Annotated in this window: 29 protein-coding genes and 1 tRNA gene; 18 read left to right on the forward strand and 12 right to left on the reverse strand. The window is 53.3% G+C overall.

Annotation, left to right across the window (positions count from 1 at the left end):
- Positions 1–102 precede the first annotated feature (102 nt).
- The 5 genes from nrdR (at position 103) to nusB (ending at position 3,427) form a co-directional block, all read left to right on the forward strand.
- Positions 103–585 (forward strand): transcriptional regulator NrdR, encoded by a 483-nt coding sequence (gene nrdR / locus V9K92_RS09365; protein WP_115051727.1) that lies wholly within the window; start codon positions 103–105, stop codon positions 583–585.
- A gap of 5 nt (positions 586–590) precedes the next feature.
- Positions 591–1,685 (forward strand): bifunctional diaminohydroxyphosphoribosylaminopyrimidine deaminase/5-amino-6-(5-phosphoribosylamino)uracil reductase RibD, encoded by a 1,095-nt coding sequence (gene ribD / locus V9K92_RS09370; protein ID WP_115051726.1) that lies wholly within the window; start codon positions 591–593, stop codon positions 1,683–1,685.
- A 10-nt stretch (positions 1,686–1,695) separates the two neighbouring features.
- A complete protein-coding gene (locus tag V9K92_RS09375) occupies positions 1,696–2,310 on the forward strand; it encodes a riboflavin synthase (protein WP_115051725.1) in 615 nt (204 codons plus the stop codon).
- 145 nt (positions 2,311–2,455) lie between these two features.
- Entirely contained in the window at positions 2,456–2,917 is a 462-nt protein-coding gene (gene ribH / locus V9K92_RS09380) for a 6,7-dimethyl-8-ribityllumazine synthase (RefSeq protein ID WP_115051724.1), read from the forward strand.
- A 3-nt stretch (positions 2,918–2,920) separates the two neighbouring features.
- Positions 2,921–3,427: a transcription antitermination factor NusB gene (gene nusB / locus V9K92_RS09385; protein WP_307284173.1), complete on the forward strand. Its 507-nt coding sequence runs from the start codon at positions 2,921–2,923 to the stop codon at positions 3,425–3,427.
- Here the strand turns inward: nusB and V9K92_RS09390 are convergent, their stop codons facing one another.
- Positions 3,428–3,760 carry a hypothetical protein gene (locus V9K92_RS09390; RefSeq protein ID WP_337353834.1) on the reverse strand — a complete coding sequence of 111 codons (333 nt, stop codon included), beginning with the start codon at positions 3,758–3,760 and terminating at the stop codon, positions 3,428–3,430.
- 234 nt (positions 3,761–3,994) lie between these two features.
- Here V9K92_RS09390 and V9K92_RS09395 point away from each other — a divergent pair, with 234 nt between their 5' ends.
- Complete coding sequence (locus V9K92_RS09395; protein WP_115051721.1) at positions 3,995–6,151, forward strand: sodium-translocating pyrophosphatase; 2,157 nt, start codon at positions 3,995–3,997, stop codon at positions 6,149–6,151.
- 82 nt (positions 6,152–6,233) lie between these two features.
- Here the strand turns inward: V9K92_RS09395 and V9K92_RS09400 are convergent, their stop codons facing one another.
- Positions 6,234–6,740 (reverse strand): outer membrane protein assembly factor BamE, encoded by a 507-nt coding sequence (locus V9K92_RS09400; RefSeq protein ID WP_370878817.1) that lies wholly within the window; start codon positions 6,738–6,740, stop codon positions 6,234–6,236.
- Between the two features lie 124 nt (positions 6,741–6,864).
- Here V9K92_RS09400 and V9K92_RS09405 point away from each other — a divergent pair, with 124 nt between their 5' ends.
- From V9K92_RS09405 to V9K92_RS09430, 6 genes are all read left to right on the forward strand, one after another.
- Positions 6,865–7,428, forward strand: coding sequence for a ubiquinol-cytochrome C chaperone family protein (locus tag V9K92_RS09405; protein WP_337353835.1), 564 nt, complete (start codon positions 6,865–6,867; stop codon positions 7,426–7,428).
- Positions 7,429–7,438: 10 nt separating this feature from the next.
- Entirely contained in the window at positions 7,439–8,005 is a 567-nt protein-coding gene (locus V9K92_RS09410) for a YceD family protein (RefSeq protein WP_337353836.1), read from the forward strand.
- A gap of 189 nt (positions 8,006–8,194) precedes the next feature.
- Positions 8,195–9,283, forward strand: a complete 1,089-nt coding sequence (gene plsX, locus V9K92_RS09415; protein WP_115051717.1) for a phosphate acyltransferase PlsX — start codon at positions 8,195–8,197, stop codon at positions 9,281–9,283.
- Positions 9,280–10,251: a beta-ketoacyl-ACP synthase III gene (locus V9K92_RS09420; RefSeq protein ID WP_115051716.1), complete on the forward strand. Its 972-nt coding sequence runs from the start codon at positions 9,280–9,282 to the stop codon at positions 10,249–10,251. Before plsX ends, V9K92_RS09420 begins: the two co-directional genes overlap by 4 nt.
- Positions 10,252–10,374: 123 nt before the next feature.
- Positions 10,375–10,695: an integration host factor subunit alpha gene (locus V9K92_RS09425; RefSeq protein WP_008128366.1), complete on the forward strand. Its 321-nt coding sequence runs from the start codon at positions 10,375–10,377 to the stop codon at positions 10,693–10,695.
- A 261-nt stretch (positions 10,696–10,956) separates the two neighbouring features.
- Positions 10,957–11,514, forward strand: a complete 558-nt coding sequence (locus V9K92_RS09430) for a MerR family transcriptional regulator (protein WP_115052180.1) — start codon at positions 10,957–10,959, stop codon at positions 11,512–11,514.
- A 26-nt stretch (positions 11,515–11,540) separates the two neighbouring features.
- On the opposite strand, the gene V9K92_RS09435 is transcribed toward V9K92_RS09430, so the two are convergent.
- The 3 genes from V9K92_RS09435 to V9K92_RS09445 form a co-directional block, all read right to left on the reverse strand.
- A complete protein-coding gene (locus V9K92_RS09435; protein WP_307284201.1) occupies positions 11,541–11,870 on the reverse strand; it encodes a hypothetical protein in 330 nt (109 codons plus the stop codon).
- Positions 11,871–11,887: 17 nt separating this feature from the next.
- Complete coding sequence (locus tag V9K92_RS09440) at positions 11,888–12,139, reverse strand: hypothetical protein (protein ID WP_337353837.1); 252 nt, start codon at positions 12,137–12,139, stop codon at positions 11,888–11,890.
- Positions 12,140–12,291: 152 nt separating this feature from the next.
- Positions 12,292–12,996: a DUF899 family protein gene (locus V9K92_RS09445; RefSeq protein ID WP_337353838.1), complete on the reverse strand. Its 705-nt coding sequence runs from the start codon at positions 12,994–12,996 to the stop codon at positions 12,292–12,294.
- 167 nt (positions 12,997–13,163) lie between these two features.
- Here V9K92_RS09445 and V9K92_RS09450 point away from each other — a divergent pair, with 167 nt between their 5' ends.
- The 3 genes from V9K92_RS09450 (at position 13,164) to V9K92_RS09460 (ending at position 14,778) form a co-directional block, all read left to right on the forward strand.
- A complete protein-coding gene (locus V9K92_RS09450) occupies positions 13,164–13,643 on the forward strand; it encodes a DUF982 domain-containing protein (RefSeq protein WP_337353839.1) in 480 nt (159 codons plus the stop codon).
- A gap of 180 nt (positions 13,644–13,823) precedes the next feature.
- Positions 13,824–13,900: transfer RNA gene (locus V9K92_RS09455), tRNA-Pro, on the forward strand.
- Positions 13,901–14,055: 155 nt separating this feature from the next.
- Positions 14,056–14,778, forward strand: coding sequence for a pentapeptide repeat-containing protein (locus V9K92_RS09460; RefSeq protein ID WP_337353840.1), 723 nt, complete (start codon positions 14,056–14,058; stop codon positions 14,776–14,778).
- 11 nt (positions 14,779–14,789) lie between these two features.
- On the opposite strand, the gene V9K92_RS09465 is transcribed toward V9K92_RS09460, so the two are convergent.
- The 5 genes from V9K92_RS09465 to V9K92_RS09485 all read right to left on the reverse strand — a co-directional run bounded on the left by V9K92_RS09465 (position 14,790) and on the right by V9K92_RS09485 (position 19,675).
- The gene (locus tag V9K92_RS09465) at positions 14,790–14,972 is read right to left on the reverse strand and encodes a hypothetical protein (RefSeq protein WP_307284217.1); all 183 of its coding nucleotides are present in this window, start codon (positions 14,970–14,972) and stop codon (positions 14,790–14,792) included.
- Positions 14,973–15,185: 213 nt separating this feature from the next.
- Positions 15,186–16,427, reverse strand: coding sequence for an O-antigen ligase family protein (locus V9K92_RS09470; RefSeq protein ID WP_337353841.1), 1,242 nt, complete (start codon positions 16,425–16,427; stop codon positions 15,186–15,188).
- Positions 16,424–17,962: an undecaprenyl-phosphate glucose phosphotransferase gene (locus V9K92_RS09475; RefSeq protein ID WP_337353842.1), complete on the reverse strand. Its 1,539-nt coding sequence runs from the start codon at positions 17,960–17,962 to the stop codon at positions 16,424–16,426. Before V9K92_RS09475 ends, V9K92_RS09470 begins: the two co-directional genes overlap by 4 nt.
- Positions 17,963–18,007: 45 nt before the next feature.
- Complete coding sequence (locus V9K92_RS09480) at positions 18,008–19,144, reverse strand: glycosyltransferase (protein WP_337353843.1); 1,137 nt, start codon at positions 19,142–19,144, stop codon at positions 18,008–18,010.
- Between the two features lie 9 nt (positions 19,145–19,153).
- Entirely contained in the window at positions 19,154–19,675 is a 522-nt protein-coding gene (locus V9K92_RS09485) for a polysaccharide biosynthesis/export family protein (RefSeq protein WP_336441926.1), read from the reverse strand.
- A gap of 220 nt (positions 19,676–19,895) precedes the next feature.
- On the opposite strand from V9K92_RS09485, the gene V9K92_RS09490 reads away from it, so the two are divergent.
- On the forward strand, positions 19,896–22,061 hold the full coding sequence (locus V9K92_RS09490) for a GumC family protein (protein WP_337353844.1): 2,166 nt from the start codon (positions 19,896–19,898) through the stop codon (positions 22,059–22,061).
- On the opposite strand, the gene V9K92_RS09495 is transcribed toward V9K92_RS09490, so the two are convergent.
- On the reverse strand, positions 22,058–23,194 hold the full coding sequence (locus V9K92_RS09495) for a GNAT family N-acetyltransferase (protein WP_337353845.1): 1,137 nt from the start codon (positions 23,192–23,194) through the stop codon (positions 22,058–22,060). The genes V9K92_RS09490 and V9K92_RS09495 overlap by 4 nt on opposite strands.
- Positions 23,195–23,316: 122 nt before the next feature.
- Between V9K92_RS09495 and V9K92_RS09500 the strand changes: the two genes are divergently transcribed.
- Entirely contained in the window at positions 23,317–24,369 is a 1,053-nt protein-coding gene (locus tag V9K92_RS09500; protein ID WP_337353846.1) for a polysaccharide deacetylase family protein, read from the forward strand.
- Between the two features lie 4 nt (positions 24,370–24,373).
- Here the strand turns inward: V9K92_RS09500 and V9K92_RS09505 are convergent, their stop codons facing one another.
- A complete protein-coding gene (locus tag V9K92_RS09505) occupies positions 24,374–24,589 on the reverse strand; it encodes a DUF2842 domain-containing protein (RefSeq protein WP_115051702.1) in 216 nt (71 codons plus the stop codon).
- A gap of 160 nt (positions 24,590–24,749) precedes the next feature.
- On the opposite strand from V9K92_RS09505, the gene V9K92_RS09510 reads away from it, so the two are divergent.
- Complete coding sequence (locus V9K92_RS09510) at positions 24,750–25,847, forward strand: COX15/CtaA family protein (RefSeq protein ID WP_115051701.1); 1,098 nt, start codon at positions 24,750–24,752, stop codon at positions 25,845–25,847.
- The last annotated feature ends 19 nt before the right edge of the window (positions 25,848–25,866 follow it).

The following is a 25,866-nucleotide window of genomic DNA, read 5'->3' on the forward strand; positions in this document are numbered from 1 at the left end:
TACGCACTTCATTGACAGTGCGTTTCGCCGAGGCGCTTTAATCTCGCTTCGAAAAACACTATCTTCGCGGTGATCTCAGAATCATCTTCGGAAAGTTCCTCGATGCGTTGTCCATATTGCCAGTCTGAAGATACTCAAGTGAAAGATTCCCGTCCTGCGGAGGATGGGGCTGTCATTCGCAGGCGACGTATTTGCACGGTGTGTGGTGGAAGGTTCACGACCTTCGAACGCGTGCAGTTGCGCGATCTTTCCGTCATCAAGAAAAGCGGCCGCCGCGTTCCATTCGACCGGGATAAGCTTATGCGTTCCGTCGAAGTCGCCTTGCGCAAGCGTGAGGTGGATCAGGAACGGGTTGAGCGGGCTGTCTCGGGCATTGTACGCCAGTTGGAAAGCTCGGGTGAACCGGAAGTAAGCTCCGACGAGATTGGCCGTCTTGTCATGGACGCGCTCAAAGGCATTGATGACATTGCCTATATCCGCTTTGCCTCGGTTTATCGCAATTTCAGCGAAGCCAAGGACTTCCATGACGTCATCGATGAAATTACCGCGAGCGATATCGCAACTGGCCCGATTGAGGACGATTGATCCCCATGGCAGCAACTGCACTTGATCGCCGCTATATGGCTGCGGCTATTCGTTTTTCGCGCCGCCATCATGGACTGACCGGCACCAATCCTTCTGTCGCCACGCTTATCGTCAAGGACAATGTCATTGTCGGGCGCGGTGTCACGGCAATTGGCGGACGTCCCCATGCGGAAACGCAGGCCTTGCTTGAAGCAGGCGAACATTCACGCGGCGCAACAGCTTACGTTACGCTTGAACCTTGCGCTCATCACGGGAAAACGCCGCCCTGTGCGAATGCGCTGGTCACTGCGGGCATAACCCGCGTTGTATCGGCCGCGAATGATCCTGACGATCGGGTGGCCGGCAAAGGCTACGCTATTTTGCGGGATGCGGGCATTGAGGTAGTAACGGGTGTGCTCGCCGAAGAAGCAGCTGATGAACTGGCCGGATACTTGATTCGATCTTCCAGGAAACGCCCGGAAGCGACTCTAAAACTTGGGCTTTCTACCGATGGATTCATCGGGAGGAAAGGTGAGGGTCAAATAGCGATAAGTGGTCCCATTTCCAGAGCACAGGCGCATGTCATGCGTGCCGAGACTGACGCCATCCTGGTTGGCATCGGAACTGTGCTCGCGGATAACCCGCAATTGACCTGCCGCTTGGCTGGGCTGGAACATCGCTCGCCGATCAGGATTGTCCTCGACAGCCATCTGCGGATTCCGATGGACAGCGAGTTGGTTAAAACAGCTGCAACTGTACCGGTGTGGATTGCCGCCAGAGCAGATGCGGACCCTGCCAAACGGCAAGCGCTCATTGCAGCAGGATGCAAAATTCTAGCAACTGAAACCGATTGCGGAACAACAGCTCTCCCGGAATTGATGGATGATCTTGCCGCGCAAGGCATTTCGACATTGATCGTCGAGGGCGGGGCAGTGGTGGCTGCCTCGTTCCTCGAAGAAAAACTGGTTGACCGCATCGTGCTGTTTGAAGGTCCCGTGGAGCTTGGTGAGGGTGGGGTTGCAGCCCCCGACCTGCGCTCCCATATGGCTCATGAATTCAAGCTGTTGTACGAATCCCGCTTCGGCGACGACCGCTACAGCGAGTATGTAAGACCGCTTTAAGGAGCCGCGAATGTTCACGGGAATTGTTACCGATATTGGCAAGGTCGGACAGATCAAGCCACTTAATGAAGGTGTATTGCTGCGTATTGAAACCAATTACGATCCCGAGACGATCGAGATCGGCGCATCCATTTCCTGTTCGGGTGTTTGCCTGACCGTAACAACATTGCCGGAAAAAGGCTCCAATGCTCGCTGGTTTGAGGTTGAAGCGTGGGAAGAAGCGCTACGCCTGACCAGCATTGCCGATTGGAAGACTGGCACGCGCATCAATCTGGAGCGCTCGCTAAAGCTTGGCGATGAAATGGGTGGTCATCTCGTTTCAGGCCATGTAGATGCCATGGCTGACCTGATCAAGCGTGAAGAGGAGGGCGACGCCGTTCGCTTTACCTTGCGTGTCCCGGAACACCTTGCACGCTTCATTGCACCAAAAGGTTCCGTGGCGCTCGACGGCACGTCGCTGACAGTCAACGCGGTGAATGGCAATGAGTTTGACGTTCTCCTCATCCGTCACTCACTGGAAGTTACCACCTGGGGCGACCGTAAGGTCGGAGACAGAATTAATATCGAGATTGATCAGATGGCTCGATATGCTGCCCGACTTGCAGAATATCCTAAATCAGCCTAAAGCATCGAACCGAAAAGTGGAATCCGGTTTTCGGATCATCCGATGCGACAAACAAAAGCCAGATCGCCACTTTGCGCCCGTAAGGGCGTATAGCGATCTGGGACGACACAATCGGCCTTAGCCGATCAAAATTCCTGGAGCGAGCATGTCCAAAAACAAGGCGCGTGCGCCACATCTACTGATTGTGGAAGCACGTTTCTATGAAGAACTGTCCGATGCATTGCTGAACGGCGCCAAGCTTGCGCTGGATGAAGCCAATGCGACCTATGATGTTGTGACTGTTCCAGGCGCGCTTGAAGTGCCCGCCGTCATTTCTTTTGCCCTTGATGGTGCCGAAGATGGCGGCAAGAAATATGATGGCTTCGTAGCGCTTGGCACCGTTATCCGCGGCGAGACTTACCATTTTGATATCGTCGCCAATGAATCATGCCGGGCTCTGATGGATCTGGCTGTGGCTGAAAGCATCGCCATTGGCAATGGAATCCTGACTGTTGAAAACGAGGAACAGGCTTGGGTTCGCGCGCGCCGCGAAGACAAGGATAAGGGTGGCTTTGCCGCCCGCGCAGCGCTGACAATGATTGCCCTCAAGGATAAGCTCGGAGCCTGAACCATGGTCAACTCTAACGATGGACAGACCCCGGCGGTAAAGACCGCAAACAAGCGTGGCGTTGCGCGGCTTGCAGCTGTACAGGCGCTTTATCAGATGGATGTAGCCGGAACCGGCGTGCTGGAAGTTGTTGCTGAATATGAGGCGCATCGGCTTGGCAAGGAAGTAGACGGAAAGCAATATCTGGATGCTGACCCGCAATGGTTCAGAGGTATTGTATCCGGCGTTGTGGCCGATCAAACGATACTAGATCCCATGATCAGGCAGGCATTGACCGAAGACTGGCCGCTATCGCGGCTTGATTCCACATTGCGCGCTATTTTGCGTGCCGGAATTTGGGAACTTCGCGGCAAGGCCGATGTGCCAACTGCCGTTATCGTTTCGGAATATGTTGACATCGCCAAGGCATTCTATTCGGAAGATGAGCCGAAGCTGGTCAATGCCGTTCTGGATCGTCTTGCTTTTGAGCTTCGAGGCGAGAGCAAGGGCGTCAAAAGCCCGAAACGCTGACTACTTCATATCGCGGCGATGCTGATGCTTTGCCGGATATCTCCAGTCATATAAAAAGACAGCACCTGCGAGCAACAGGCCAGCCGCAGGCATAATCATAAATGAGATCATTTGGAAGGTTGTCACTGTTTCATCCTCTTCAGGAAGCGGCTTGCTATGTAAGGCAATAGCAGTCAGAAAACTAACGGCGCTCATAAAAGAAATAAATAATGTCGGGCCGGTTTGCCCGTTGAGGCTGGTTATCAGGGGTGCCAATCCTCCTACAGCCAATATCGCCACACCCACACTATTCAGGAATGTAGCAAATAGTTTGATCCGTTCATTGTAGATCACGCTAATGGATACCCTTCCTAGCCATTTCCCCACATAGATTGCCGCGCCATTTCCCTGCCAGCAATCCCTACTTTGGTCTATCGTTTTGATCCGGATACGAAAGACCTTGACGTTTTCGCATTTGCTTCGTTACTCCTTACACATGCGGTCGCGTTTCTGCCGGCCTGGCAGCTGCGTGTGCCGTACTGAACCTGACCCGGGGAGGGGTTTTCCGGTCAAATCTGAGGGAGTGGCATGACAATACTGTTTTTGGTCATTGCCTGCGGTCTGCTGTCCATCGTCTATGCGGTTCTAGCTACCAAATCGGTGCTTGCTGCGGACCAGGGCAATGCGCGCATGCAAGAAATCGCCGGTGCAATTCGAGAAGGCGCACAGGCATATCTCACACGTCAATATACCACGATCGCCATTGTCGGCGTGGTCGTATTCATAGCGGTCTGGTTCCTGCTTACAGGTACAGCCGCTATCGGCTTCCTCATTGGAGCGGTGCTCTCGGGTCTGGCAGGTTTCATAGGCATGCACGTCTCGGTTCGCGCGAATGTGCGAACGGCACAGGCGGCTTCGCGCAGCCTGGCAGCAGGGCTTGAGATCGCGTTCAAATCAGGTGCTATCACCGGCATGCTGGTTGCGGGCCTCGCTCTGCTTGGCGTTGCAGTCTATTATTGGGTGCTCACCGGGCTTCTCGGCTATTCTCCGGCAGACCGCACAGTCATCGATGCACTGGTATCGCTGGGCTTCGGGGCTTCTCTCATCTCTATCTTTGCGCGTCTCGGCGGCGGTATTTTCACCAAGGGTGCGGATGTCGGCGGCGATCTTGTTGGCAAGGTTGAAGCCGGTATTCCGGAAGACGATCCACGCAACCCGGCAACCATCGCCGATAATGTTGGCGATAATGTCGGCGATTGCGCTGGTATGGCCGCTGACCTGTTTGAAACCTATGCGGTAACGATTGTTGCGACAATGGTTCTCGGTGCGATCTTCTTTGCAGCAACACCAGTATTGAGCAGTGTCATGCTCTACCCGCTGGCGATCTGTGGAGCCTGTATACTCACTTCAATTGCGGGTACTTTCTTCGTCAAGCTTGGAGCCAATAATTCCATCATGGGCGCCTTGTATAAGGGGCTGATCGTGACAGGTCTTCTGTCGATTGTCGGTCTTGCATTGGCGACGTGGGCAACTATCGGTTGGGGTGAGGTTGGTACGGTAGATGGCCAGAGCATTACAGGGCTCAATCTGTTCTATTGCGGCATTCTTGGTCTGGTCGTCACGGCGCTGATCGTCGTGATTACCGAATATTACACCGGGACTAACAAACGCCCCGTCAATTCAATCGCTCAGGCTTCGGTTACGGGTCACGGAACGAACGTGATCCAGGGTCTTGCCGTATCGCTTGAATCGACTGCTCTGCCGGCATTGGTTATTGTTGGCGGTATCATCTGGACCTACCAGCTGGCCGGTTTGTTTGGGACGGGTATTGCGGTAACTGCCATGCTCGGCATTGCTGGCATGATCGTTGCCTTGGACGCATTCGGCCCTGTGACAGACAATGCTGGCGGCATCGCTGAAATGGCCGGACTTGACCCGGAGGTTCGCAAATCCACTGATGCGCTGGATGCGGTCGGCAATACAACGAAGGCTGTCACCAAGGGCTATGCCATTGGCTCGGCAGGTCTGGGTGCGCTTGTCCTCTTCGCTGCCTACTCCAATGATTTGAAGTTCTTCATTGCTGAGGCCGATAAGGCTGGATCAACTGCTTTCTCTTACTTCAAGGGAATCGGCGCAGTATCGTTCGAGCTGTCCAATCCCTATGTGGTGGCCGGCCTGATCTTCGGTGGTCTTATCCCTTACCTCTTCGGTGGTATTGCGATGACGGCCGTGGGGCGTGCAGCGGGTTCTGTTGTCGAAGAGGTTCGTCGCCAGTTCCGCGAAAAGCCAGGTATCATGGCAGGCACCGAGCGTCCCGATTATGCCCGTGCGGTGGATATCCTGACGCGTGCTGCCATCAAGGAAATGGTGATCCCGTCACTTCTGCCGGTTCTTGCGCCGCTCGTCGTTTATTTCGGCGTGCTGCTCATTTCCGGTTCGAAGGCTTCAGCTTTTGCTGCGCTCGGCGCTTCTCTTCTGGGTGTGATCATCAATGGCATCTTCGTGGCCATCTCGATGACTTCCGGTGGTGGCGCTTGGGATAATGCGAAAAAGTCCTTCGAGGACGGTTTTGTCGATAAGGACGGTGTCCGGCACCTCAAGGGCTCCGATGCCCACAAGGCATCTGTCACGGGTGATACTGTCGGTGATCCTTACAAGGATACTGCCGGTCCAGCCGTCAACCCGGCAATCAAGATCACCAATATCGTGGCTTTGCTTTTGCTTGCGGTGCTCGCACACGGCTAGCTTTGATTTGAAACGCTTCAAATCTTGATAATAAAAAACCCGCGAAACATGCTGTTTCGCGGGTTTTTGTTTGCTTGAAATTCTATTGACCGGTTGGTCCGCCACCGCCAAGGGATGGCGGAGCCTTGCCTACGCCTTGCAGTAGCTGACCGAGGAAGGTCAGGTCTTTACCGCCTGTCGGTGTGGTTCTGCTGATGAAGTCAAAAACCTTGCCATCCTGCAGACCGTAATTGGCGATGCTGGAAACCTTGCTATCCTTGTCAAAGTAGACAGCAAGGATGCGCCGGTCCGTAACCTTGGGCTGCATGAAAGCCACGCTGCGGTGCCGCTTCTGTGAAATATAGTAGAATACTTCATTGTCGAAGGTCGCGGTTGTCGACGGGCTGCCGAGCGAGAGAATGACTTGTTCGCGGCTTGATCCGACAGGAACGAACTCAAGCGTCTTCTCGTCGAGGACATAGCCTTGGCTCAATGTTTCCGAAGGATTGAGGCTTGCGGTATTGCAACCGGCAAGTCCTGTAGCCAAAACGAAAGTTCCCGCGAGAAAATATCCGCGTGAACTATGGGTCTTGAAAATCCGCTGCAGCAACGACATCTCCATTTCAAAGTGGGCGCAAGTCTTTCGCTGCCCGCAGAACTTCGGTAAACCACCTTGAAGTCCGATGCAACACGCGACTCGTGTTGTGTCCCCGGTTCAAGCGAAAGCCCAATTAATGATTCTCAGTTTATTCAGCCGCAAGGCCAAGGCAAATGAGGCGATAACGATTGCCATCTACGAAACAATCGTGGCGGCGGCGCGGCAGCCCTATTTTTATTCGGACATTGGCGTGCCCGATTCACCCTTAGGCCGCTATGAAATGCTGTCTCTGCACATTTTCCTGTTTATCCGGCGCATCAAGGGCAGGAATGACGCGTTGAAATCAATCGGGCAGGAAGTCACCGATGAGTTCTTCCGCGATGTTGATCATTCGTTGAGAGAACTCGGAATTGGCGATTCCGGTGTGCCAAAACGCATGAAGAAACTTGCGCGAATGTTTTATGGCCGTGTCGAGTCTTATGATAGGGCGCTCGAAAACAACGATCAGACCGAGCTGGCAACTGCCCTGGCGCGCAATATACGTCCAGATAGTGCTGATTGGATTGGCGGTGGCGCGGCGCTGGCAAATTACGTGGAACAGGTGGTATTACTGCTGGAAACGCAGCCAGACGACGTTTTGGCGAGTGGAAAAGTTATATTTCCCGATGCCGCGACCACGCTGCCCGGACAGAGAGATTAAGGAGACCTCAATGGCTAGAAAAATGGATGGGGCTTTGAGTTTTCCGGTTCAGGTCAAGCGATTGCCGCAAAAGGGCCTGACAATTAAAATCGAAGCGGACAGCAAAGAGCGCGATGCGTTGCGCGATTTTCACGAACTCGAGGATGTAAAATCCTTCAAGGCAGATTTGCAGATCGTTCCTTGGAAGAAGGACGGTATCCGTATTCGCGGCAGGGTTAAAGCCGATATTGTTCAATCCTGCGTGGTTACCCTTGAGCCTATCGACGCAAAAATCGATGCGGAGATTGATAGCCTTTTCGTTCCGCAGGACTCGCGCCTGGCCCGCCTGCCGCTCGATGAGAATGGTGAGTTGATAATCAGCGCCGATGGTCCGGACATACCGGAGACATTTTCTGGCGATAGTCTGGATGCTGGAGCTATCGCCGAGGAGTTTTTCGAGTTGGCAATCGACCCTTACCCACGTAAGCCCGAGGCGGAAGCCGCCCCGCCAGTGGAGGTAACGTTTGGCACGGAAGGAACCGAGGAAAAGCCCATCAATCCATTTGCTGGCTTGAAAGACTGGAAACAAAAAACTTGATTGGCATATCCGTGACGATTTTGTTCGCCCGCGTGCAAATTCAATGAAGGTGTGAGGGGAAACTTGACGATTATTGTCGCCAGCAAGCCGGTTGCGATTAGAATCCGGTTGTGTCTGCGAGCAAAATGGCTATTTTCGCCGAGTCTTTTCAAAAAACATTAAGAACTGAACAGGACAGGACAATCAAGAGTGATTAGAATTTCTATTGACGCCATGGGCGGCGATTTCGGTCCTGAGATCGTAGTTCCCGGCATGGCGACGGCGCTGGAGCGCCACCCCGATATCCACTTTGTGATTTTCGGGCGCGAAGAAGAAGTTCAGCCGCTCTTGGCAAAGCATCAAGCCTTGTCCAAAGCGTCCACGTTTCATCATTGCGATGTCTCGGTACGGATGGATGAAAAACCCAGTCAGGCCTTACGCAATGGCCGCTGGAAGTCATCCATGTGGCGTTCGATTGAAGCGGTCAAGACGGGCGAGTCGGATGTTTGCGTTTCAGCAGGCAACACCGGTGCTCTGATGGCCATGTCAAAATTTTGCCTGCGTACCATGGCAAGTGTTGAAAGGCCGGCGATTGCAGGCATTTGGCCAACACTTCGCGGCGAAAGCATTGTTCTGGACATTGGTGCAACCATTGGTGCTGATGCCCAGCAGCTTGTTGATTATGCCGTCATGGGATCTGCCATGGCGCGCGCACTGTTCGAGATCAAGCGCCCGACGATTGGTCTTTTGAATGTTGGCGTTGAGGAGATAAAAGGCCAGGACGATGTGAAGGATGCAGCACGCATCTTGCGTGAGATACCCTTGCCAAGCCTGGAATATTACGGCTTCGTTGAAGGCGATGATATTGGCAAGGGCACCGTTGATGTCGTTGTGACTGAAGGTTTCACCGGTAATATCGCGTTGAAAGCAGCGGAAGGCACGGCAAAACAGTTTGCCCAATATCTTCGCGAAGCCATGAGCCGCACGCTGATGGCAAAGATCGGTTATATTTTCGCCAAGGGCGCGTTTGACCGCCTGCGGGAGAAGCTCGACCCGCGCAAGACCAATGGCGGCGTGTTTCTCGGGTTGAACGGAATTGTTATCAAGAGCCATGGCGGCACGGATGCTCTCGGCTTTGCTGCTGCCATAGACGTAGGTTACGACATGGCCAAGAATGGGTTGCTGGATAAGATTGCTGCCGATCTGAGCCACTTTCACAAGAGCCCGGTCGGTGTTGCCTTCAAAGGTGAGGGTGATGCCGAGGCGGACGTTGAAATAGACCAACAGGAAATTAAATGATCCGCTCCGTTGTCAAAGGGATAGGGTCGGCCAAGCCGGCTCGTCTGGTAAAAAATGCCGATCTTGAAGGCGTTGTCGAAACCACTGATGAATGGATCGTACAGCGTACAGGCATCCGTCAGCGATATATTGCAGGCGAGGGCGAGACAACTGTAACGCTGGGCGAAGCAGCGGCTCGTGCTGCGCTCGACAATGCGGGAATGACGCCCGACGATATTGATCTCATCATTCTGGCAACATCCACGCCGGACAATACGTTTCCAGCCTCCGCTGTCGACATTCAGGCCCGTCTTGGCATGACCCATGGGTTTGCCTTCGATATGCAGGCTGTATGCTCCGGCTTTGTCTATGCCGTCACAACAGCCGATCTCTATATTCGCGGTGGCATGGCCAAGCGTGTTCTGGTGATAGGCGCTGAAACATTTTCGCGCATCCTGGATTGGAATGACCGCACCACCTGCGTGCTCTTTGGAGATGGCGCTGGTGCTCTGATTCTTGAGGCCAATGAAGGACGCGGCTTGACCTCTGACCGTGGCATACTGACAGCCAATCTCCGGTCGGATGGCTCCCACAAGCAAAAGTTGTATGTCGATGGCGGACCGTCCTCGACGCAGACTGTTGGTCACCTTCGCATGGAGGGCCGCGAGGTTTTCAAACATGCCGTGGGCATGGTCACGGATGTTATTGAAGCATCGCTTTCCGATGCAGGAATTACAGCAGCGGATATCGATTGGTTTGTTCCACACCAGGCCAATAAGCGCATTATCGATGCCACCGCAAAGAAGCTGGATTTGCCTTCCGAAAAGGTCGTCATAACTGTTGACCAACACGGAAATACTTCTGCTGCTTCAGTACCCTTAGCGCTTGAGACGGCTGTTTCGGACGGTCGAATCAAAGAGGGTGATGTTGTGCTGCTTGAAGCCATGGGTGGGGGCTTTACGTGGGGTGCAGTTCTGCTACGTTGGTAGTAATCCGGTTGGGTTGGCAGATTAGGTAACGAAGTTCCCCATCCTGCTTGCCCGATCAGTTTTCATCCTATAACTTCCGCTGTCACCGATAGTTTTGCAATAAAACGAGAGCTTTGAGATCGTATGGGGGGTAAAACCATTACGCGCGCTGATCTGGCTGAAGCAGTCTATCGCAAGGTAGGGCTTTCACGCACCGAGTCAGCGTCACTTGTCGAAACCATTCTTGACGAGGTTTGTGATGCAATCGTCCGCGGCGAGACCGTAAAACTGTCGTCTTTTGCGACATTTCAGGTCCGGGACAAGAATGAACGGATCGGGCGCAACCCGAAAACAGGTGAGGAGGTTCCGATCCTGCCGCGTCGCGTCATGACATTTAAGGCGTCCAATGTGTTGAAGCAGCGCATTTTGCGTTCGCATCAAACCCGGAAGAAAAAGTCGGCCTGATCGGTATTATCATGCATGCTTGGACGAGATTGCTGTGGGCCGATCTCGGACTGAGCTTGAAAAATTGCTGATAAACCGCTGAAATACACGTCGAATCAGAATTCTCCTTAACGCACCATGCGCTGTAGCATCGGCCAAAAGTGGAATCCGGTTTTCGGGTAAGCCGATGCGAAAATAAGGATGGATTGGGACCTTGCGAAAGCAAGGCTTGGTCTATCTGGCGCAAAGGGTGCAGTAACGCTTTGGCTCAAAGGTGGAATCATGGACAAGAGTCCCGACGCATTTAGAACCATCAGCGAAGTTGCCGAAGATCTGGATTTGCCACAGCACGTCCTGCGCTTTTGGGAAACCAGATTCACGCATATCAAGCCAATGAAGCGGGGCGGTGGACGACGTTATTACCGTCCGCTCGACGTCGATCTGCTCAAGGGCATCCGTCATCTTCTTTATGATCAGGGTTATACGATCAAGGGCGTTCAGCGTCTTCTGCGCGAGAATGGCACGCAATTCATCATAGCTCTCGGCAGCGGTGATATTGCAGCGGCAGAGACGATCAGTCAGCAGAAACAGGCTCATGCACGCCAGGAAGAAGCCTTGGCGGCGGAACAGAGCAGGGCAGATGCTGATGAAGAAGCCGCTGTTATGGGCGCGCCAAAAGCGGCGCCACATGGGCGCCGCCTGTTCGGATTGATCAAGGGCGATGATGAAGGGCCTGTAGCCGCCGATGGCAAGCGCTTGTCGAAAGATAATCGCGCTCTGTTGCAGGAAACATTGTTTGATCTTCTTGAATGCAAGCGCCTGCTCGATCAGGTTCGTTAAAGTTTGCCTGTCATATGAACCCGGCACTAGGGCCGGGTTGCCAGCATTCCGATGATAACGCCGAGACCGGCGATCATTACCAATGTCGAAATTGAATTTTGGGTCGGAATGTCACCGATCCGTTTGGCCTGATGACCGATTGCTCCGGCAGCTTGAATACCTCGCCGCCGGATTGTGTGCGCGGTCGAGGAATAGTCTTCATCGTCATCATCTTCGGTAAGGTCATCGAAAACCCTGGCTCCCTTATCCGCCAGCGTTTTCGTTATTGCAGCAAGATCGCGTTTCAACTGGGCGATCTCGCTTTTCAGGCGAGCCTTGTCTGCCTCACTTTGAATTGCATCGGCTATATCGTCCATGATGCTGATCCTTCAAATTAACGGCGTGAGAAGAAACCGATCAACAATGCTGCCCCTGCTACGATGGCGAGGGTGGCAACCGGGTTTTGCTTTGCGGTATCGGCCGCGTAACGTGCTTGTTTAGCCGCAACGCGGCGAACCTCGTCAAACCGCTCGGAGCCCAAATCCGACAGACTTGAAGAAATCTTGGAGATTTCCTTGCGTAATGCAGCAATCTGCGCCTCTACGTCACCCTGCACATCGTCTGCGTTCTTGGAAAATATCGCCATAGTTGAATGCTCCTGTTTAACACACGAGCTATAACGGTGTGGTTCGGCGAATGTTCCGATTTTAATCACCTGGATTAATGCATAGCTTTAGCGGCCATGTTTCGCCATGGCGCTACTGGTCCGTTTGTACCGGTTGATAAGGCCTGTGAGCCTTAGGTTCTGTAGTCAAGTTTGGGATACCAGTCGCTACCCCTTCCTTCGGGTGTCATATCCAGAATGGTCCAAAGCGGCATGGGATCGGGTGCACCTCGCGGATCTTGCCCCGGATCAGCTGTTGCTCCGCCCATTTCGGCACTCCAAAAATGCCGGATGGTGCCGTCCCGCCGGGTAAAAACGTTGATGGCTGTATCGTCCTCGTCATCCGCGCTGACATAGTCCCGGCTGTAGTCTCCTGTCAGATCAGTATAAAGATTGAGGCCCTGCCAGCCGCGCTCTTTCTTGAAAGTGAGCAGCCGGTCAATCGGTGATCGTGCGACGACAGCAAGTGCAGCGCGTTGGCCGACATCCTTTGCCTCGCCATCCCAGGATGACAGAAGTGATGTGCACATGGGGCAGGGTCTTTGGCGTTGGGGACCGAACATATAGCTGTAAATGATCAATGTTTGTTTGTCGCCAAACAGGTCGGCGAAGTCCGCAGGCCCGTTTTCTCCCTCAAATTTGTAGAGCCCCGTCACTGTTCCTCCCAGTGGCAAGGCCCGGCGTTGTTGAGCTACGCGTTCAATATGCCTGCGAAGTTCGATCTCCTCCGCAAGCAGGGCATTGCGGGCTTTTCGATATTCTTCGCTTTCATTGGGATAGCGTGCACCATTTTTCAGGGCCAATTCCTGTGCTGGTACGAGCGTTTCATTGCTGTTCATTAGGCATCTCCTCACATGCGTCAAAAACTGCTGTCTGCTGGAAAGGTGAGTTCAAACCCGGTTGGGCCGTCATGCGATTCATCAGCCCACAATAGGTTGATATCAACTTATTGGCAAGTTTCGATAGGAGCAATGTCAGGCAGCCACCCGGTTACTGCGAAAAATCCTTGCAAAATAAGCGTTTGGGGTTGTGGCATTGGACGAAAATGGGCCGGCAATTTGATTACAATTACGCGTCACTCTCGCGTCACGCTGGCCCGCGTATTGGCGGATATATCGACTCACCAATGAGAAAATCAGTTCAGTCTTGGCCATCTGCCAAGGATGGAAGCCCTTTACTGAAAAGAAGGGGATTAAATGGGGTCCCAATGGTTAACCTTGAATTTCTTCCTGTCATCCTGGAAAATAATCAGACCGGTCGGAACGAAACTATTTCGTCAATAAGTGAGGCAGCTGCGTTTTTGCTCAATGGTTGGCCGAAAAAGAGATCTTCTTTGCATCTGGAAGCGCGTGTGGCGTGCTATGAAGCGCAATCCGGCATTGTCTCGGTGAGTGCCGCGCGGACGATATTCGTTGAAGCCGCAATTGAAGCCAATATCTATGTCGGTCAAGAACCTCCTGCCATCCTCGACCAGCGCCGGAACTGACGCAAAATTGCCGGGCATCCGGCGCCAAGCTCCTTGGATGGCATGCATTGTGTGGAGTTTGTCTTATTTCTTTGGCTTTAGGTATTGCTATAAAAAGCTCAGTAATCTAGGGATTTCGCCGTGATTGCGTATCTTGCATCTGAGCAAAGCTTGGTTGCACCACGCACTTATAGAAAATGTCGGAGTGTAGCGCAGCCCGGTAGCGCACTTGACTGGGGGTCAAGGGGTCGTCGGTTCGAATCCGGCCACTCCGACCATTTTCTGTAGGAATCACAAAAGCCTGGTATAGTTTCAAAGCGGAATAAGGTTCGGCATTGCTTGCCCGCCCTTTTTTGCCATTTGCACTGTTATTCTGTGACACTCAGCGCTACTTAAATAATATGACTGGTAAATGGGTCATGGGAGCGAATGAATGCGTATTGTCACCAATCCTCAAATTGCGCGTCGTCTATTGGCATTGCTTGCAGTTATTGCTGGCTTGGCAGTGGCGGGCAGCGCATCAGCTGCACAATGCGGAAGCATGGCGGAGCCGGGGCTTGACTGGAGTGAATGCAACAAGCGCAGCATCATTATCCCTGGAAGTAACCTTGAAGGTGCAAATCTTTCGGGAACCGATTTCACCGGCACGGATTTGAGCACCGCCAATGTGAACAGCGCCAATTTTGAAAAGGCCACGCTGATAAGAGCTTCGCTCGCCGAGGCGTCCGCCGCGAAAGCCAACTTCAATCGTATTGAAGCCTATCGCTCAAATTTCACCAAACTGTCCGCCGCCAGTGCCACATTCGCCAGTTCGGAGTTGCAGCGCGCAAATTTCTCGCAGGCGGATTTGTCATCGGCCAATTTGGCCAAGGCCGAGCTTGGGCGTGCCATTTTCCAGAAGGCCAATCTTTCAGGCGTCAATTTCAGTCTGGCCAATCTGTCGCGCGCTGATCTGACGGGTGCGACGACCGAAGGAACGCTGAACTTTGACAAGGCGTTCATGTTTCGCACGCGAATAGAAGGACTTGATCTTTCATCATCCAAGGGTCTGCAGCAGGCACAGCTTGATCTGGCATGTGGCGATAGCGCGACGAAGCTACCACAAGGGCTGACCGCACCAGCCAATTGGCCTTGTCCGCCCGAGCAACCCGATTAGGCAAGCAGGCGTCAGCGATGTGAGTTTTTGCGCCTGATAAGAATTGCGTTCACAGTGAAACTTGCGATGGCATCCACATCGCGGTTGCCGATGATAAAGGCAGCGCGAACAAACCGAATGAGTGAACTGCGCTCATGTTTGTTCTCTTCGCAAATTCCCAATTTTGCAGCGGCAATATCGAGCGCCTGCTGCATAAGTTCACCATCAGAAGTGGAATAGTTTGGGTTATTCTTTTTTAAAAAATCGACTATGGCCTTCATCCTGTTTCTGGATTTTGCTGATAGAAATGCCTCATTGAACTAAAAAACCAGCTGAAGTCGATTCATTCAATTGCAGAAAACGACAGAAATTCATTAAAAACGCGTGCATTGTACTATTTTCAGTTGCAGGACATGGCAGTATTACTGTCATTTTTCTTGGCGTTTATTTGCCACCTCAAGCGCAACGCATCCCCATATAACCCCGACCAGCAGATAAAAATGGCGCCAATGGTCTATATCGATAACGTTTCCCACCACCACATGTGTGAGGTAGGCAAGATAGGCGCATAGGAGATATGGCTGCCAGGGCCGGTCACGGAAAAGGATGCGTAACCCAAGTCCGAGAGTGAGCATGGTGAGCAGCAAATAACTGGCAAAACCGATCCAACCATAATCCAGCAGTGCTTTAAGCCAGATATTATGTGTGTCTTCGCCATAGATGGGGCCAAACTCCAACGGCCCAATGCCGAGAGGGTGGTCGATAGACATTAATAAACCATACCAGTGGCGGGCGAAGCGACCGAACTGCGCATCATCATAATCCTGAACCAGTTGTGCGCGCGCATTGAAAAGCTCGGCCACGCTGGGGATCTGCAATGCGATGACAATTGCAATCAATGCCAGCGCAACGGCCACGATCGCCATGATGATGATCCGCAGGCGAAACAACGGGCTGGGGTTGTGAATGAACAGCAGCAGCGCCATCCCGGCAATGATGAGCAGCGCCATGCCCCACGCCGCCCGTGAAAATGAGAGAAAGATTGCCAGTGTCAAAATCAGAATTGGTACGAGGCGCAAGGGCAGGGCGCGCAAACTTCCCGCCAGTATGCCGTGCAATAACCAGGCAAAGGGCAGCATGAGAAATGGCCCGAAAACATTCGGATCCTGAAAAGCACCCATCGCCCGTCCGTAGCGCGTAAAGAGCTCTGAACCGGGAAAGGCATTGAAATAGCCGAGAATGCCGAGCAGCGAGGTACATATCGCTGCCAGCACATAACCGCCAAAGATGATGTTGAGCACGCGGTAGTCGTTTTTAACGATGGCAGCGAAGAAGACGGACGTCAGCGACAAGAACAGCGATACGGCGAGATACATGGGTGCGGTTTTCAGATCGGACATCTGTCCCATCGAGATAACGCCGCCAATATTGAAGATCACCAATATGGCAAGAAGCGCGCCGCTAACCTGCGAGAGCCTGAGGCCGAACAAGGCCCAAATCGCGATCAGGCCCGCCATGTAAAGTTCGTATGGAGCAGGTTCGTCGATGACGAAACCACTCAGGAATACACCGAAACCCACCGCAAAATTCGAAATGAGCCGGATGAGCGCGCGGTTCTTGGTGGCGCGATCTATCCCGCTTGGTAAGTCGCGATGCGTAACAGTGCTCAATAGGCGTTGTCCGTATTCAGCAGGCGGATAGGGGTAAGCAGCAGAATTTTCAAATCAAACCAAAGCGACCAGTTTTCGATATAATAAAGATCGAACTCCGTGCGCATCTTGATCTTGTCGTCCGAGTCGATCTCTCCGCGCCAGCCGTTGATTTGGGCCCACCCTGTCACGCCTGGTTTAACCCGGTGCCGGGCAAAGTAGCCATCCACCACATCATTGTAGAGAAGATTGTGGGAGTGGGCCGCTATGGCGTGAGGACGAGGCCCGACAAGCGACAGGGTCCCCATCAGCGAGTTGAAAAATTGGGGCAGTTCATCGATGGAAGTCTTGCGGATGAAACGGCCCACACGAGTGACACGCGGATCATTTTTGACAACTGCGTTGCGCGCCGTCGGGTCGCACATTTCCGTATACATGGAACGGAATTTCCAGACCTCGATGATCTCATTATTGAAGCCGTGGCGCTGTTGCTTGAAAATGACAGAACCCTTGCTTTCCAGTCTGATCGCAAGCGCTGTAGCCAGCATGATCGGGCTGAAAACGAGAATGCCGAAGAGACTGAAGAAGATGTCAAAAGCGCGTTTGGCGACCGAGTCCCAATCATTGATCGGCTTGTCAAACAGATCGATCATCGCCACTGAGCCGATATAGGAATAAGCGCGTGGACGGAATTGCAAATGGTTGTTGTGGGCCGATAGTCTAATGTCGACCGGCAGCACCCAGAGCTTCTTCAAAAGCGAGAGTACGCGCTCTTCAGCCGTTATAGGCAGGCAAACGATGAGCATATCGATATGCGCTATCCGCGCAAACTCGATGAGCTCTGAAATATTGCCAAGCTTCGGGTAACCAGCAACAATAGGCGGTGAACGTTTTGCGTCGCGATCGTCAAAGACCCCGCAAATGCGAATATCATTATAGGGTTGCTGCTCGATGGAACGGATGAGGTCTTCGGCGGGTTTGCCGCCACCGACGAGAACGGCCCGCCGCTCCATCTTGCCATTACGTGCCCAGCGCCGGATCAACCGGGACATGATGAGCCGAAATGCAACAAACAAAACCAGTCCGCAAAGAAACCAGGCGCCAAACCAGACACGCGAATAGTCTTCGGATATTTTGAGGAAGAAGGCTGCCAGCGACATCATCGCGAAAACGCCCGACCATATGATGACAAGCCGCCCGAACTTGCTGAAAGGATCGCGCATCGTAGCAAGCTGGTAACTGTCGCTCAGCTCCAACATGAAAACAGTCGCGGTTGCGGTGACCACGACTGCCAGCAAATAGTGCAGAAACAAGCTCGGCGATGCGCCCACATAGAAAATATAGATCGCGATGCCCGTAACCGCCACGATCATGAACTCGATGATCCGCATGATGCCGCTGATCATTACCGGCGAGTTGGTTGATTGCGCATATTGTGACGCAATCGTGTAGGCGACAGGGCTCAGGCTGCTTTTGCCCGTTGAAGCTTCTTCATCGGACACCAGATTACGAACGGACTCGCGAGTGAGCTTCGGTTTTGCGTTGTTATCTCTCATAATACTACCTTAGGTAGCATATAGGCACTAAGAAAGGTTTGATAATTAGTGACCAAGTGAAACGAAATATTCGGTTTCCAACCGGGCTGCCATACTGCTGGCGCTGAAGTTCTTTTTCAGATCGTCCATATCCGGCAGGACGGTGCGATAGGCTGCAACATCGCCAATGGCAGTCAGTATTTTCTGGGCAAGTTCGGTTGCGTCGGGCCTGACCAGTGCCAGCGATTGATCGCCCAGAATTTCTGGAATTCCACCCACCCGGCTGGCGATCAAAGCCTTTCCAGCTGCCAATGCCTCCAGAACAATATAGGGCAAGGCTTCAGCGCGCGAAGGCACCACCACAATTTTTGCAAGGCGGAAAGCGTCTCTGGCCTTCATGGGAGGCAGGAACCTTATATCGGTCTGCTCCCGTATCAATACGGCCTGTTCCACCAGTGATGCGCGGTCTCTCCCATCACCAACAATAACGGCAGTAAACTTCCGCGCGCTTGCTTTGCTGGCCTTTGCAAGAGCCTCAATGAAAATATCGGGCCCTTTCAGCGCGCGTAATTCTCCGATGAAGAGAAAATCTGCGGCATTGTCGTTCTCGACGACCGGATCAAACTCTTGTGCGGACAGCCCATTATGGATCAAAGCATTGGGGCAGTGGGGCTCTCCAACTTTCCGCACATAGGTTTCGCGCTCGAACTTTGAAACAAATATAATGCGATCCGTCATTCGCTCCATCAGCCGCTCGATCCGGAAAATCAGTTTTCCGGAAAGTTTCGTCGGATCGTAATGGAGACTACCGCCATGCGGCGAATAAAAACGGGCAACGCTTGCACCAGATACCCGTAACAGCGAGCCGAATATTCTTGCATAGGTGCCGCCTTTGGCGCCGTGCCCATGCAGAATCTCAGGCTTCAATTTCTTGATTGTCTTGTATGTCCTGAATGCCGCTACGGCATCGCGTAACCCAATCTGCCTTTGCATTGGAATACGCGTTAGTCCCAAAGCCAGCCCGACGCCAAGTTCGGCGAGGAGTTGTTCCTCGAGTTCGCTTCCAATTGTTGCGTCGCAGATTACGCCAACTTGATGCCCCGCGGCATTCTGCGCAGCAACCAGATCGCGGACATGCCGAAAGACGCCACCTACGGGAGCCCTGAAGCAATGAACAATACGGAGTGACCGGCTGGTCTTCATGTGCGCCGATCAGAAAAAGCGTTCGCGCACGTAGATCGTGTCGCCGGGCAATACCTGATCTGAGATAGTCACACGCCCTGTGAGGCTTTCACCATTAAATTGCCGCGTAATATCGACGTCGCCTTGATTGGCGCGAGCGCTAAATCCACCCGCGGCAGCAATGGCTTTCTGGGCGGTCATGCCCGGAACATAAGAATATTGGCCTGCAGCGCCCACTTCGCCCATGATGAAGATGGGCCGATAGCGATCAATCTCGACGGCAACATCGGGCTCGCGCAAATATCCCTGCTTGAGCTTGGCTGCCACTGCTGCCTCGATCTGCTGGATGGTCTTGCCGCGCGCTGGCACGCTGCCAATCAGCGGAATGGAAATATAGCCGGCCTGATCGACACTATAGGTGTTGGTAATGCCGTCCTGCTCAAAGACCGTCAGGCGGATTCGGTCACCCGCATCGAGCATATATGGCTTGTTGATCGCCTCGTTAAATGCAGGCGGCGCTGGGCGATAACTGGCGCAACCACCAAGCGTCATGCAGGCAATGCCGATTGATACCAGAAATATCTGCTTGCTGAACACGATTCGGACCCTAACTTGGCAACGCGCTTGTCGATTCTCTGGGTGCATTATCAATTCATTAGGGTTAATGGCTGGTAAAGCTCGCGATATGAGAAGGCTGTTCTGGGCGCAAAAGTCTTAACTTGGTGGTTACCATAAGTCTTTACCCTTAAGGCATATGGTATGGGGTGATCGCATGGCTCAGGCCAAATCCACAGGCACTGATGTAGACATCGATATGGGTGCGCTGTTTGCCAGTCTATGGCAAAACAAGCGTCGCATCATCATTGGTACATTGCTTGTCACCGTTCTGACCTTCATCGCTCTCTCTATGGTCTCGCCGAAATATCGTGCTGAAACACGTATCCTTATCGAAGCGCGTGAATCCGTATTCACTCGTCCGGCCAATCAGCAGACTGATGATCGTCCTGTGGTTGATCAGGAAGCGATCAAAAGCCAGGTTGAATTGATCGGTTCATCCGATGTTTTGCGCAACGTCATCACCAAGCTTGATCTGGCAAAAAATGCCGAGCTGACCGCAAGCGCCGAACCCTCAATGTTGTCCAGGCTTCTGGATAGTGTGGGGCTGGGCCGTAACTTGAGCGATGAAACGCGTGCAGACTATATTCTTCAGGCACTGCGCGACCGCCTGCTGGTTTACAGTGTTCAGGCGTCCCGCGTTATTGTCGTCCAATTTTCGTCGAAAGATGCGGATTTGTCTGCCTCGGTCGCCAATGCTATCGCAGATGAATACATGGCTATGCAGCAGGCGGCGAAGTCCGAAATAAATACGGATGCCACGGGCTGGCTACAGCCAGAGATCGCGGACTTGAGCAAGCGGGTCAAGGATGCGGAGGCCAAGGTTGCGGCCTATCGCAGTTCGTCCGATCTCTTGATTGGGCAGAATAATGCGGTGCTGGCGACCCAGCAGCTTTCGGAACTTTCCAGTGAATTGTCACGCGTTCGCGCCAACAGGGCCGCAAGCGAAGCGCGCGCAGCAAGCGTACGGGCAGCATTGCAAAGTGGCGCGCAGGCGGAAACCCTGCCGGATGTCATTGCTTCGCCTTTGATCCAGCGGCTGCGCGAACGCCAGGTCCAGCTTAACAACGACATTGCTGACCTGTCAGCTTCACTGCTTAGCGGACATCCCAGAATAAGGGCATTGCGCTCGCAGCTTGCCGACTTGAACAATCAGATACGCCTCGAAGCGCGCAAGGTGCTGGCAAGCCTTGAAAACGAAGCAGAAACTGCGCGCTTGCGTGAGGCAGAGCTGAATCGTTCCCTGAACCAGCTCAAGGCGCAGTCATCGCGGGCCGGTGAGGAAGAAGTGGAGTTGCGGGCGCTGGAACGCGAAGCGACGGCCCAGCGCCAACTGCTCGAATCCTATCTTACGCGTTACCGCGAGGCATCGTCGCGCACAGATCGAGGCTACATGCCTGCTGATGCTCGCATTTTCTCTCGCGCCGATCGCCCAATCGAACCTTACTTCCCCAAAAAGGTTCCGATGACGCTCGCTGCCTTCGTGGCTTCATTGTTGATCTTGAGCATTGGGACCCTTCTCCACGCGCTGTTCAGTGGCCGGGCCTTGCGTCCTGTATCGGGCGCTTATGAAGTGCCGGCGCGGCCCATCGATCAGCCCGCAACCATGTCCCCACCTGTAGCGGCAGTGGCTGCTGTACCGGCCACAGAAGAGATTCAATCTGCATCAGACAAGTCTGCTCCGCTGCCGATCATGCCGGAGACGCTTCAGTCGATAGAAACCGATCATACCAGTGTCGCCATTGTCGCTGATCGAATCATGGCAAGTGGCGCGGCGAGGGCTGTCATCGTCTCGCCAGAGGGCGATGAAGCGTCCGCCTTGACGATCCTGCTGGTGCGCGAACTGGCGGACAGGGGCGTACGCGTGATTCTCGTTGATATGACCGGTTCACCGGAGATCGGGCGTTCCATGCTGGATAATGGTAGCTTACCCGGCATCACCGATCTGCTCGTCTCTGAAAAACACTTCAGCGATGTTATTCATCTCGATCACTACTCACAGGCCGAAATTATTCCGCTCGGCAATCATGATCCGGTAAAGGCTATGCAATCGGTCGGGCGTCTGCCAATGATTCTGACCGCCTTGCAGTCTGCCTATGATCTGGTTGTCGTCGATAGCGGCCCGTCTACCGTTTCCGAGCTGAAGCATTTGCTGGCTGAGGGCACAGAGCTTATTCTCGGCGTGGTCAATCCGGATGATCCGGACGTGACTGCCACTGCAAAAGCCGTTTATGATGCGCGCTTTCTTGAGCCAAATCTGCTGACGCCCTTCCATCCTGGCGAGTTGTGGCTGGAAGCTGGCAGACTCGTGCGCCGGGCTTAACTTCGGCGCGCGCCGCGCAACATTGAGCGCAATTTTTTCACCTTTGCCCAGACAAATTCATTCTGCTTCATCATGCGCACCAGCTTGCGGCGAACCTGAAGCCATACCTGGAAAATCCTGCCCTTTGCCGTAAGGCTGATATCGGTATCATAGGTCGGCAGCTCAATATCACACCAGCTGCGCTTATAGGGTTCATCCCCGATGCCAAAACTATAAATATCCAAATCGGTCTGGCAGCTTGCAGCAATATCTTCAAAGAATAGAAACTTGCCCGGACTTGCGCTAATCAGGTCGTCTTCAGCAATTCCGACGAAATCGATGAAAGTCTGACGTGCAGCATAAGATTTTCCAAGGACTGCACGATATTGCCCGGCAACCTTCAAGGCTTTCAGCTGAAAACGCGGCGAGGGCGCGGCGGCTTCCTCCGCAAAAAGCTGCTTGAAGAAGTCCTTCACGCCCGCTGGTTCATAAGTGTTTTTAATCCCCGCCTGTGCCAACCGCGTTGCTTTATGCTCGAAATAATTATCGAGCATCGCATTGGTCTCTTCCGGCGTTGTCGCAGTGATGATGCTGAAGCCCCCTGCATCCTCAAACCGGCGCATATCGTGCCCGTGTTTTTTCTTTTTGCGCTTCGCATTGCCCCTGGCGAGAACCGTCTCGAAATTTCTATTCAGCGTGATGGCAAGGCTTATATTTGCGTTAACCCTGCTTGGAATTTGCATCAGGGGATTTGCAACGCCGCCAAGTTCGCCCATCTGACGGGTCAGCGACACAAGGTCGATATCGGGACGCGCATGATGCAGGGCGTCGAAGAGCGAACGAAGCGCGTCCACCGTGATGTTTTGCCCTGGCGACATAGCGGGAAAATTGCAATTCGCATGAGGACCGCCAGCATATATCGCGATACGTAGCGGCCCGGTTTGCCGGATTTCCAGCGGCAGGATAAGGACTGGTTGCTCCTCGCGATAAAGCGCCGCGACAAGGCAATCGCGATTGACCAGAGATTGCCAGAGCGTGAGCCAACGCGCCGTTTGCGAGGCTCCCGAGATGAGATCCGCACCAAGTTTAAACCAGGCAGCCTCGACATCACGGCCATCGATCAGTATTTTTGCTTCAAGCTGCCGATGGTTCATTCTTGCGTTCCACGAAAAGACGATTTACGACGAAGGTATTCGATATATCATCAGCATTCACTATGCTCTATTGGAGCAATAACTATCCTGTTGCTTCTACATAAATCAAAGTTGGTGAAGGAATGGTCCACGCGGCCGATTTAATACGCAAGGCCGTGATGAGGCTGGCTTGGCATAGCGGCTTTGCATCGCGGTCACGCGCGCGTCTTGGCGGTCTCGGTTCAATCATCATGCTGCACAGGGTGCGGCCGGACTGCACAAGTCCGCTCGGCGTCAATCGTTCGCTCTCAATCTCTCCAGCCTTTCTCGATACAATACTGGTATCCCTCAAATCGGAAGATACTGAGCTGGTTTCCATGGATGAAGCCGTCGCCCGCATTGCATCCGGCTCAAAGGGCGAGCGCCGTTTTGCGGCGGTTACGCTTGATGATGGCTATAGTGATAATCTCCATCATGCCTATCCGGTCTTTCAAAAACACCGTGCGCCTTTCACGGTTTATGCAACGCCCGGTCTTATAGAAGGCGCGGCTGTTTTGTGGTGGGAGGTGCTGGAACTTCTCGTCGCCAAGGCTAGCTTCATCAAGGCACCGAACGGCCAGGAATGGCGTTGCGCAACAATGTTCCAGAAGCGCGCGACATTTCACGCCTTGATGCGCTATTTCACCGAAACACTGACCGAACTCCAGCAAATGCCTGTCTTGCGGGAAATGTGTGACGCCCAGAACATGATTTGCGGTGTCGCTGCCGATCGCGATGTTATGAACTGGAAGGAATTGCGTCAGATCGCCACCGATCCGCTATGCACAATCGGCGCGCATTCCGTTCATCACTACAATCTCAAGCGATTGACACCTGAGATGGTTTCTTTCGAAATGCGGCAATCCGCAGATATGCTGGAAGAAAAATTGGGCAAACGACCGCAGCATTTCGCCTATCCTTATGGCTCGGTGAGAGCGGCGGGTGATCGTGAGGCATCATTGGCGGCGCAGGAAGGTTTTGTTTCGGCAGTGACAACCCGTCACGGCACCATCCAAGCCGAACATCGGGCTCACATGCATATATTGCCGCGCATTTCGATCAATGGGCGTTTCCAGAAGTTGGTTTATGCGAAAACCATGATGAGTGGTGCGACCACACCTATCGCCAATGCGGGCAGGCGGATTATTCAGGCTTGAGTGCCTAGATTTTGGTCTTGGGCGCCTTCTCCATCCAGCTGATGATGAACATCGCCGGGACCACCCACAATATGCCTGTGCCGAAGAAGTAGAGCAGGTGGATCCACGGGCTGGCATTGCCAAGGAGAGCCACAGCAAAAATTGTCGCGACAATGGCGTAGACGCAGACCAGCGCGACCAGGAAAAATGTTCCGATGAGTTTCTTCAGCCTTACGGGCATTTTGCTATCCAATTGAGCGTTAGGTTGATCTATCTGTTAAATCCTCACTCGAAAAGCGAAAAAGCCACGCGAGGCTTGCAAACGCGACGGCGTGTCGCGTAAGCGCCGCTTGTCATGCACCGCAAGATGCTTCACCTATCCGGCTCTAAGGAGTTTTTGCATGGCCGCCCATATTACGTCCGAAGACGCGCTTGTCTTGGTGCAGGATCGCGAAGCGAGAAATCGCCAGCATATCCGTATCTGGTTGTATGTGGTGCTGGTGGTGCTGGCGACCATCGTGTTCGTGGGTGGTGCCACGCGTATGACGGGTTCGGGCCTCTCCATCACCGAATGGAAGCCGATCCACGGTATTATTCCGCCTATTGGATATGACCAGTGGATGGAAGAGTTTGATAAATACAGGCAGATTCCGCAGTATCAACAATTGAACAAAGGCATGAGCCTGTTTGAGTTCAAGCAGATTTTCTGGTGGGAGTGGTCTCATAGGTTCCTTGCTCGGGGCGTTGGTTTTCTTGTTGCCCTGCCGCTGGCTTTCTTCTGGCTTACGGGCCGACTCGAGCGACGCCTCAGATGGCCCATGATTGGTATTTTGGCGCTAGGCGGTCTGCAAGGTGCCGTAGGCTGGTGGATGGTCGCCTCAGGGCTGGCTGTTCGGGTCGATGTCAGCCAATACCGTCTCGCTACACATTTGACTTTGGCTTGCATTATTTTCGCAGCCGTCATGTACGTGGCAAGAGGTTTGGCGGTCTATACTGAAAAACCGGCAGATCGCCCCATTCAGCGCTTTTCCGGCTGGCTGGTCGTGCTTGTATTCATTCAGATTTATCTTGGCGCCCTCGTTGCTGGCCTTGATGCGGGGCTGTCCTATAATACCTGGCCGCTAATGGATGGCTCAATCATCCCGGGCGACATGTTTCCTATTCAGCCGATTTGGCACAATTTCTTTGAAAACCCGAAGACTGTGCAATTCGTCCATCGCATCTTTGCTTATTTCGTCTTTGCCATGGCGATCTGGCATGCTTTCTCAACCACGCGCATGGCGCCTGAGACGACGCATGCCCGACGTGCAGTTTTCTTCGCGCTGCTGGTCGCTGCTCAGGCCGCAATCGGCATTACCACGTTGCTTATGCAAGTGCCGATCGGGCTCGGATTGCTTCACCAGCTTTTTGCAATTGTTCTGCTTGGCTTTGCTGTGGCGCATTGGCGCGCAACAAAAGGCGCATATCCGCTTGAAACGAAGATTGTACAAGGAAACTGACTGCTTACAGTGAGAGACT

The sequence above is a fragment of the Phyllobacterium sp. CCNWLW109 genome (genome assembly GCF_037203905.1).
GTDB classification, from domain to species: domain Bacteria; phylum Pseudomonadota; class Alphaproteobacteria; order Rhizobiales; family Rhizobiaceae; genus Phyllobacterium; species Phyllobacterium ifriqiyense.

Excerpts from the sequence above, each read along its gene's own strand:
- V9K92_RS09510 (WP_115051701.1), top strand. The coding sequence starts at position 24,750 with ATGGCCGCCCATATTACGTCCGAAGACGCGCTTGTCTTGGTGCAGGAT.
- V9K92_RS09465 (WP_307284217.1), bottom strand. The coding sequence starts at position 14,972 with ATGCAGCAGGCGCTCGATATTGCCGCTGCAAAATTGGGAATTTGCGAA.
- V9K92_RS09475 (WP_337353842.1), bottom strand. The coding sequence starts at position 17,962 with ATGAGAGATAACAACGCAAAACCGAAGCTCACTCGCGAGTCCGTTCGT.
- V9K92_RS09430 (WP_115052180.1), top strand. The coding sequence starts at position 10,957 with ATGGACAAGAGTCCCGACGCATTTAGAACCATCAGCGAAGTTGCCGAA.
- ribD (WP_115051726.1), top strand. The coding sequence starts at position 591 with ATGGCAGCAACTGCACTTGATCGCCGCTATATGGCTGCGGCTATTCGT.
- V9K92_RS09395 (WP_115051721.1), top strand. The coding sequence starts at position 3,995 with ATGACAATACTGTTTTTGGTCATTGCCTGCGGTCTGCTGTCCATCGTC.
- V9K92_RS09500 (WP_337353846.1), top strand. The coding sequence starts at position 23,317 with ATGGTCCACGCGGCCGATTTAATACGCAAGGCCGTGATGAGGCTGGCT.
- V9K92_RS09440 (WP_337353837.1), bottom strand. The coding sequence starts at position 12,139 with ATGGCGATATTTTCCAAGAACGCAGACGATGTGCAGGGTGACGTAGAG.
- V9K92_RS09410 (WP_337353836.1), top strand. The coding sequence starts at position 7,439 with ATGGCTAGAAAAATGGATGGGGCTTTGAGTTTTCCGGTTCAGGTCAAG.
- V9K92_RS09405 (WP_337353835.1), top strand. The coding sequence starts at position 6,865 with ATGATTCTCAGTTTATTCAGCCGCAAGGCCAAGGCAAATGAGGCGATA.
- V9K92_RS09460 (WP_337353840.1), top strand. The coding sequence starts at position 14,056 with ATGCGTATTGTCACCAATCCTCAAATTGCGCGTCGTCTATTGGCATTG.
- V9K92_RS09505 (WP_115051702.1), bottom strand. The coding sequence starts at position 24,589 with ATGCCCGTAAGGCTGAAGAAACTCATCGGAACATTTTTCCTGGTCGCG.
- V9K92_RS09420 (WP_115051716.1), top strand. The coding sequence starts at position 9,280 with ATGATCCGCTCCGTTGTCAAAGGGATAGGGTCGGCCAAGCCGGCTCGT.
- V9K92_RS09435 (WP_307284201.1), bottom strand. The coding sequence starts at position 11,870 with ATGGACGATATAGCCGATGCAATTCAAAGTGAGGCAGACAAGGCTCGC.
- nrdR (WP_115051727.1), top strand. The coding sequence starts at position 103 with ATGCGTTGTCCATATTGCCAGTCTGAAGATACTCAAGTGAAAGATTCC.
- V9K92_RS09485 (WP_336441926.1), bottom strand. The coding sequence starts at position 19,675 with ATGACGCTTGGTGGTTGCGCCAGTTATCGCCCAGCGCCGCCTGCATTT.
- V9K92_RS09425 (WP_008128366.1), top strand. The coding sequence starts at position 10,375 with ATGGGGGGTAAAACCATTACGCGCGCTGATCTGGCTGAAGCAGTCTAT.
- V9K92_RS09375 (WP_115051725.1), top strand. The coding sequence starts at position 1,696 with ATGTTCACGGGAATTGTTACCGATATTGGCAAGGTCGGACAGATCAAG.
- V9K92_RS09480 (WP_337353843.1), bottom strand. The coding sequence starts at position 19,144 with ATGAAGACCAGCCGGTCACTCCGTATTGTTCATTGCTTCAGGGCTCCC.
- V9K92_RS09445 (WP_337353838.1), bottom strand. The coding sequence starts at position 12,996 with ATGAACAGCAATGAAACGCTCGTACCAGCACAGGAATTGGCCCTGAAA.
- ribH (WP_115051724.1), top strand. The coding sequence starts at position 2,456 with ATGTCCAAAAACAAGGCGCGTGCGCCACATCTACTGATTGTGGAAGCA.
- V9K92_RS09490 (WP_337353844.1), top strand. The coding sequence starts at position 19,896 with ATGGCTCAGGCCAAATCCACAGGCACTGATGTAGACATCGATATGGGT.
- V9K92_RS09495 (WP_337353845.1), bottom strand. The coding sequence starts at position 23,194 with ATGAACCATCGGCAGCTTGAAGCAAAAATACTGATCGATGGCCGTGAT.
- nusB (WP_307284173.1), top strand. The coding sequence starts at position 2,921 with ATGGTCAACTCTAACGATGGACAGACCCCGGCGGTAAAGACCGCAAAC.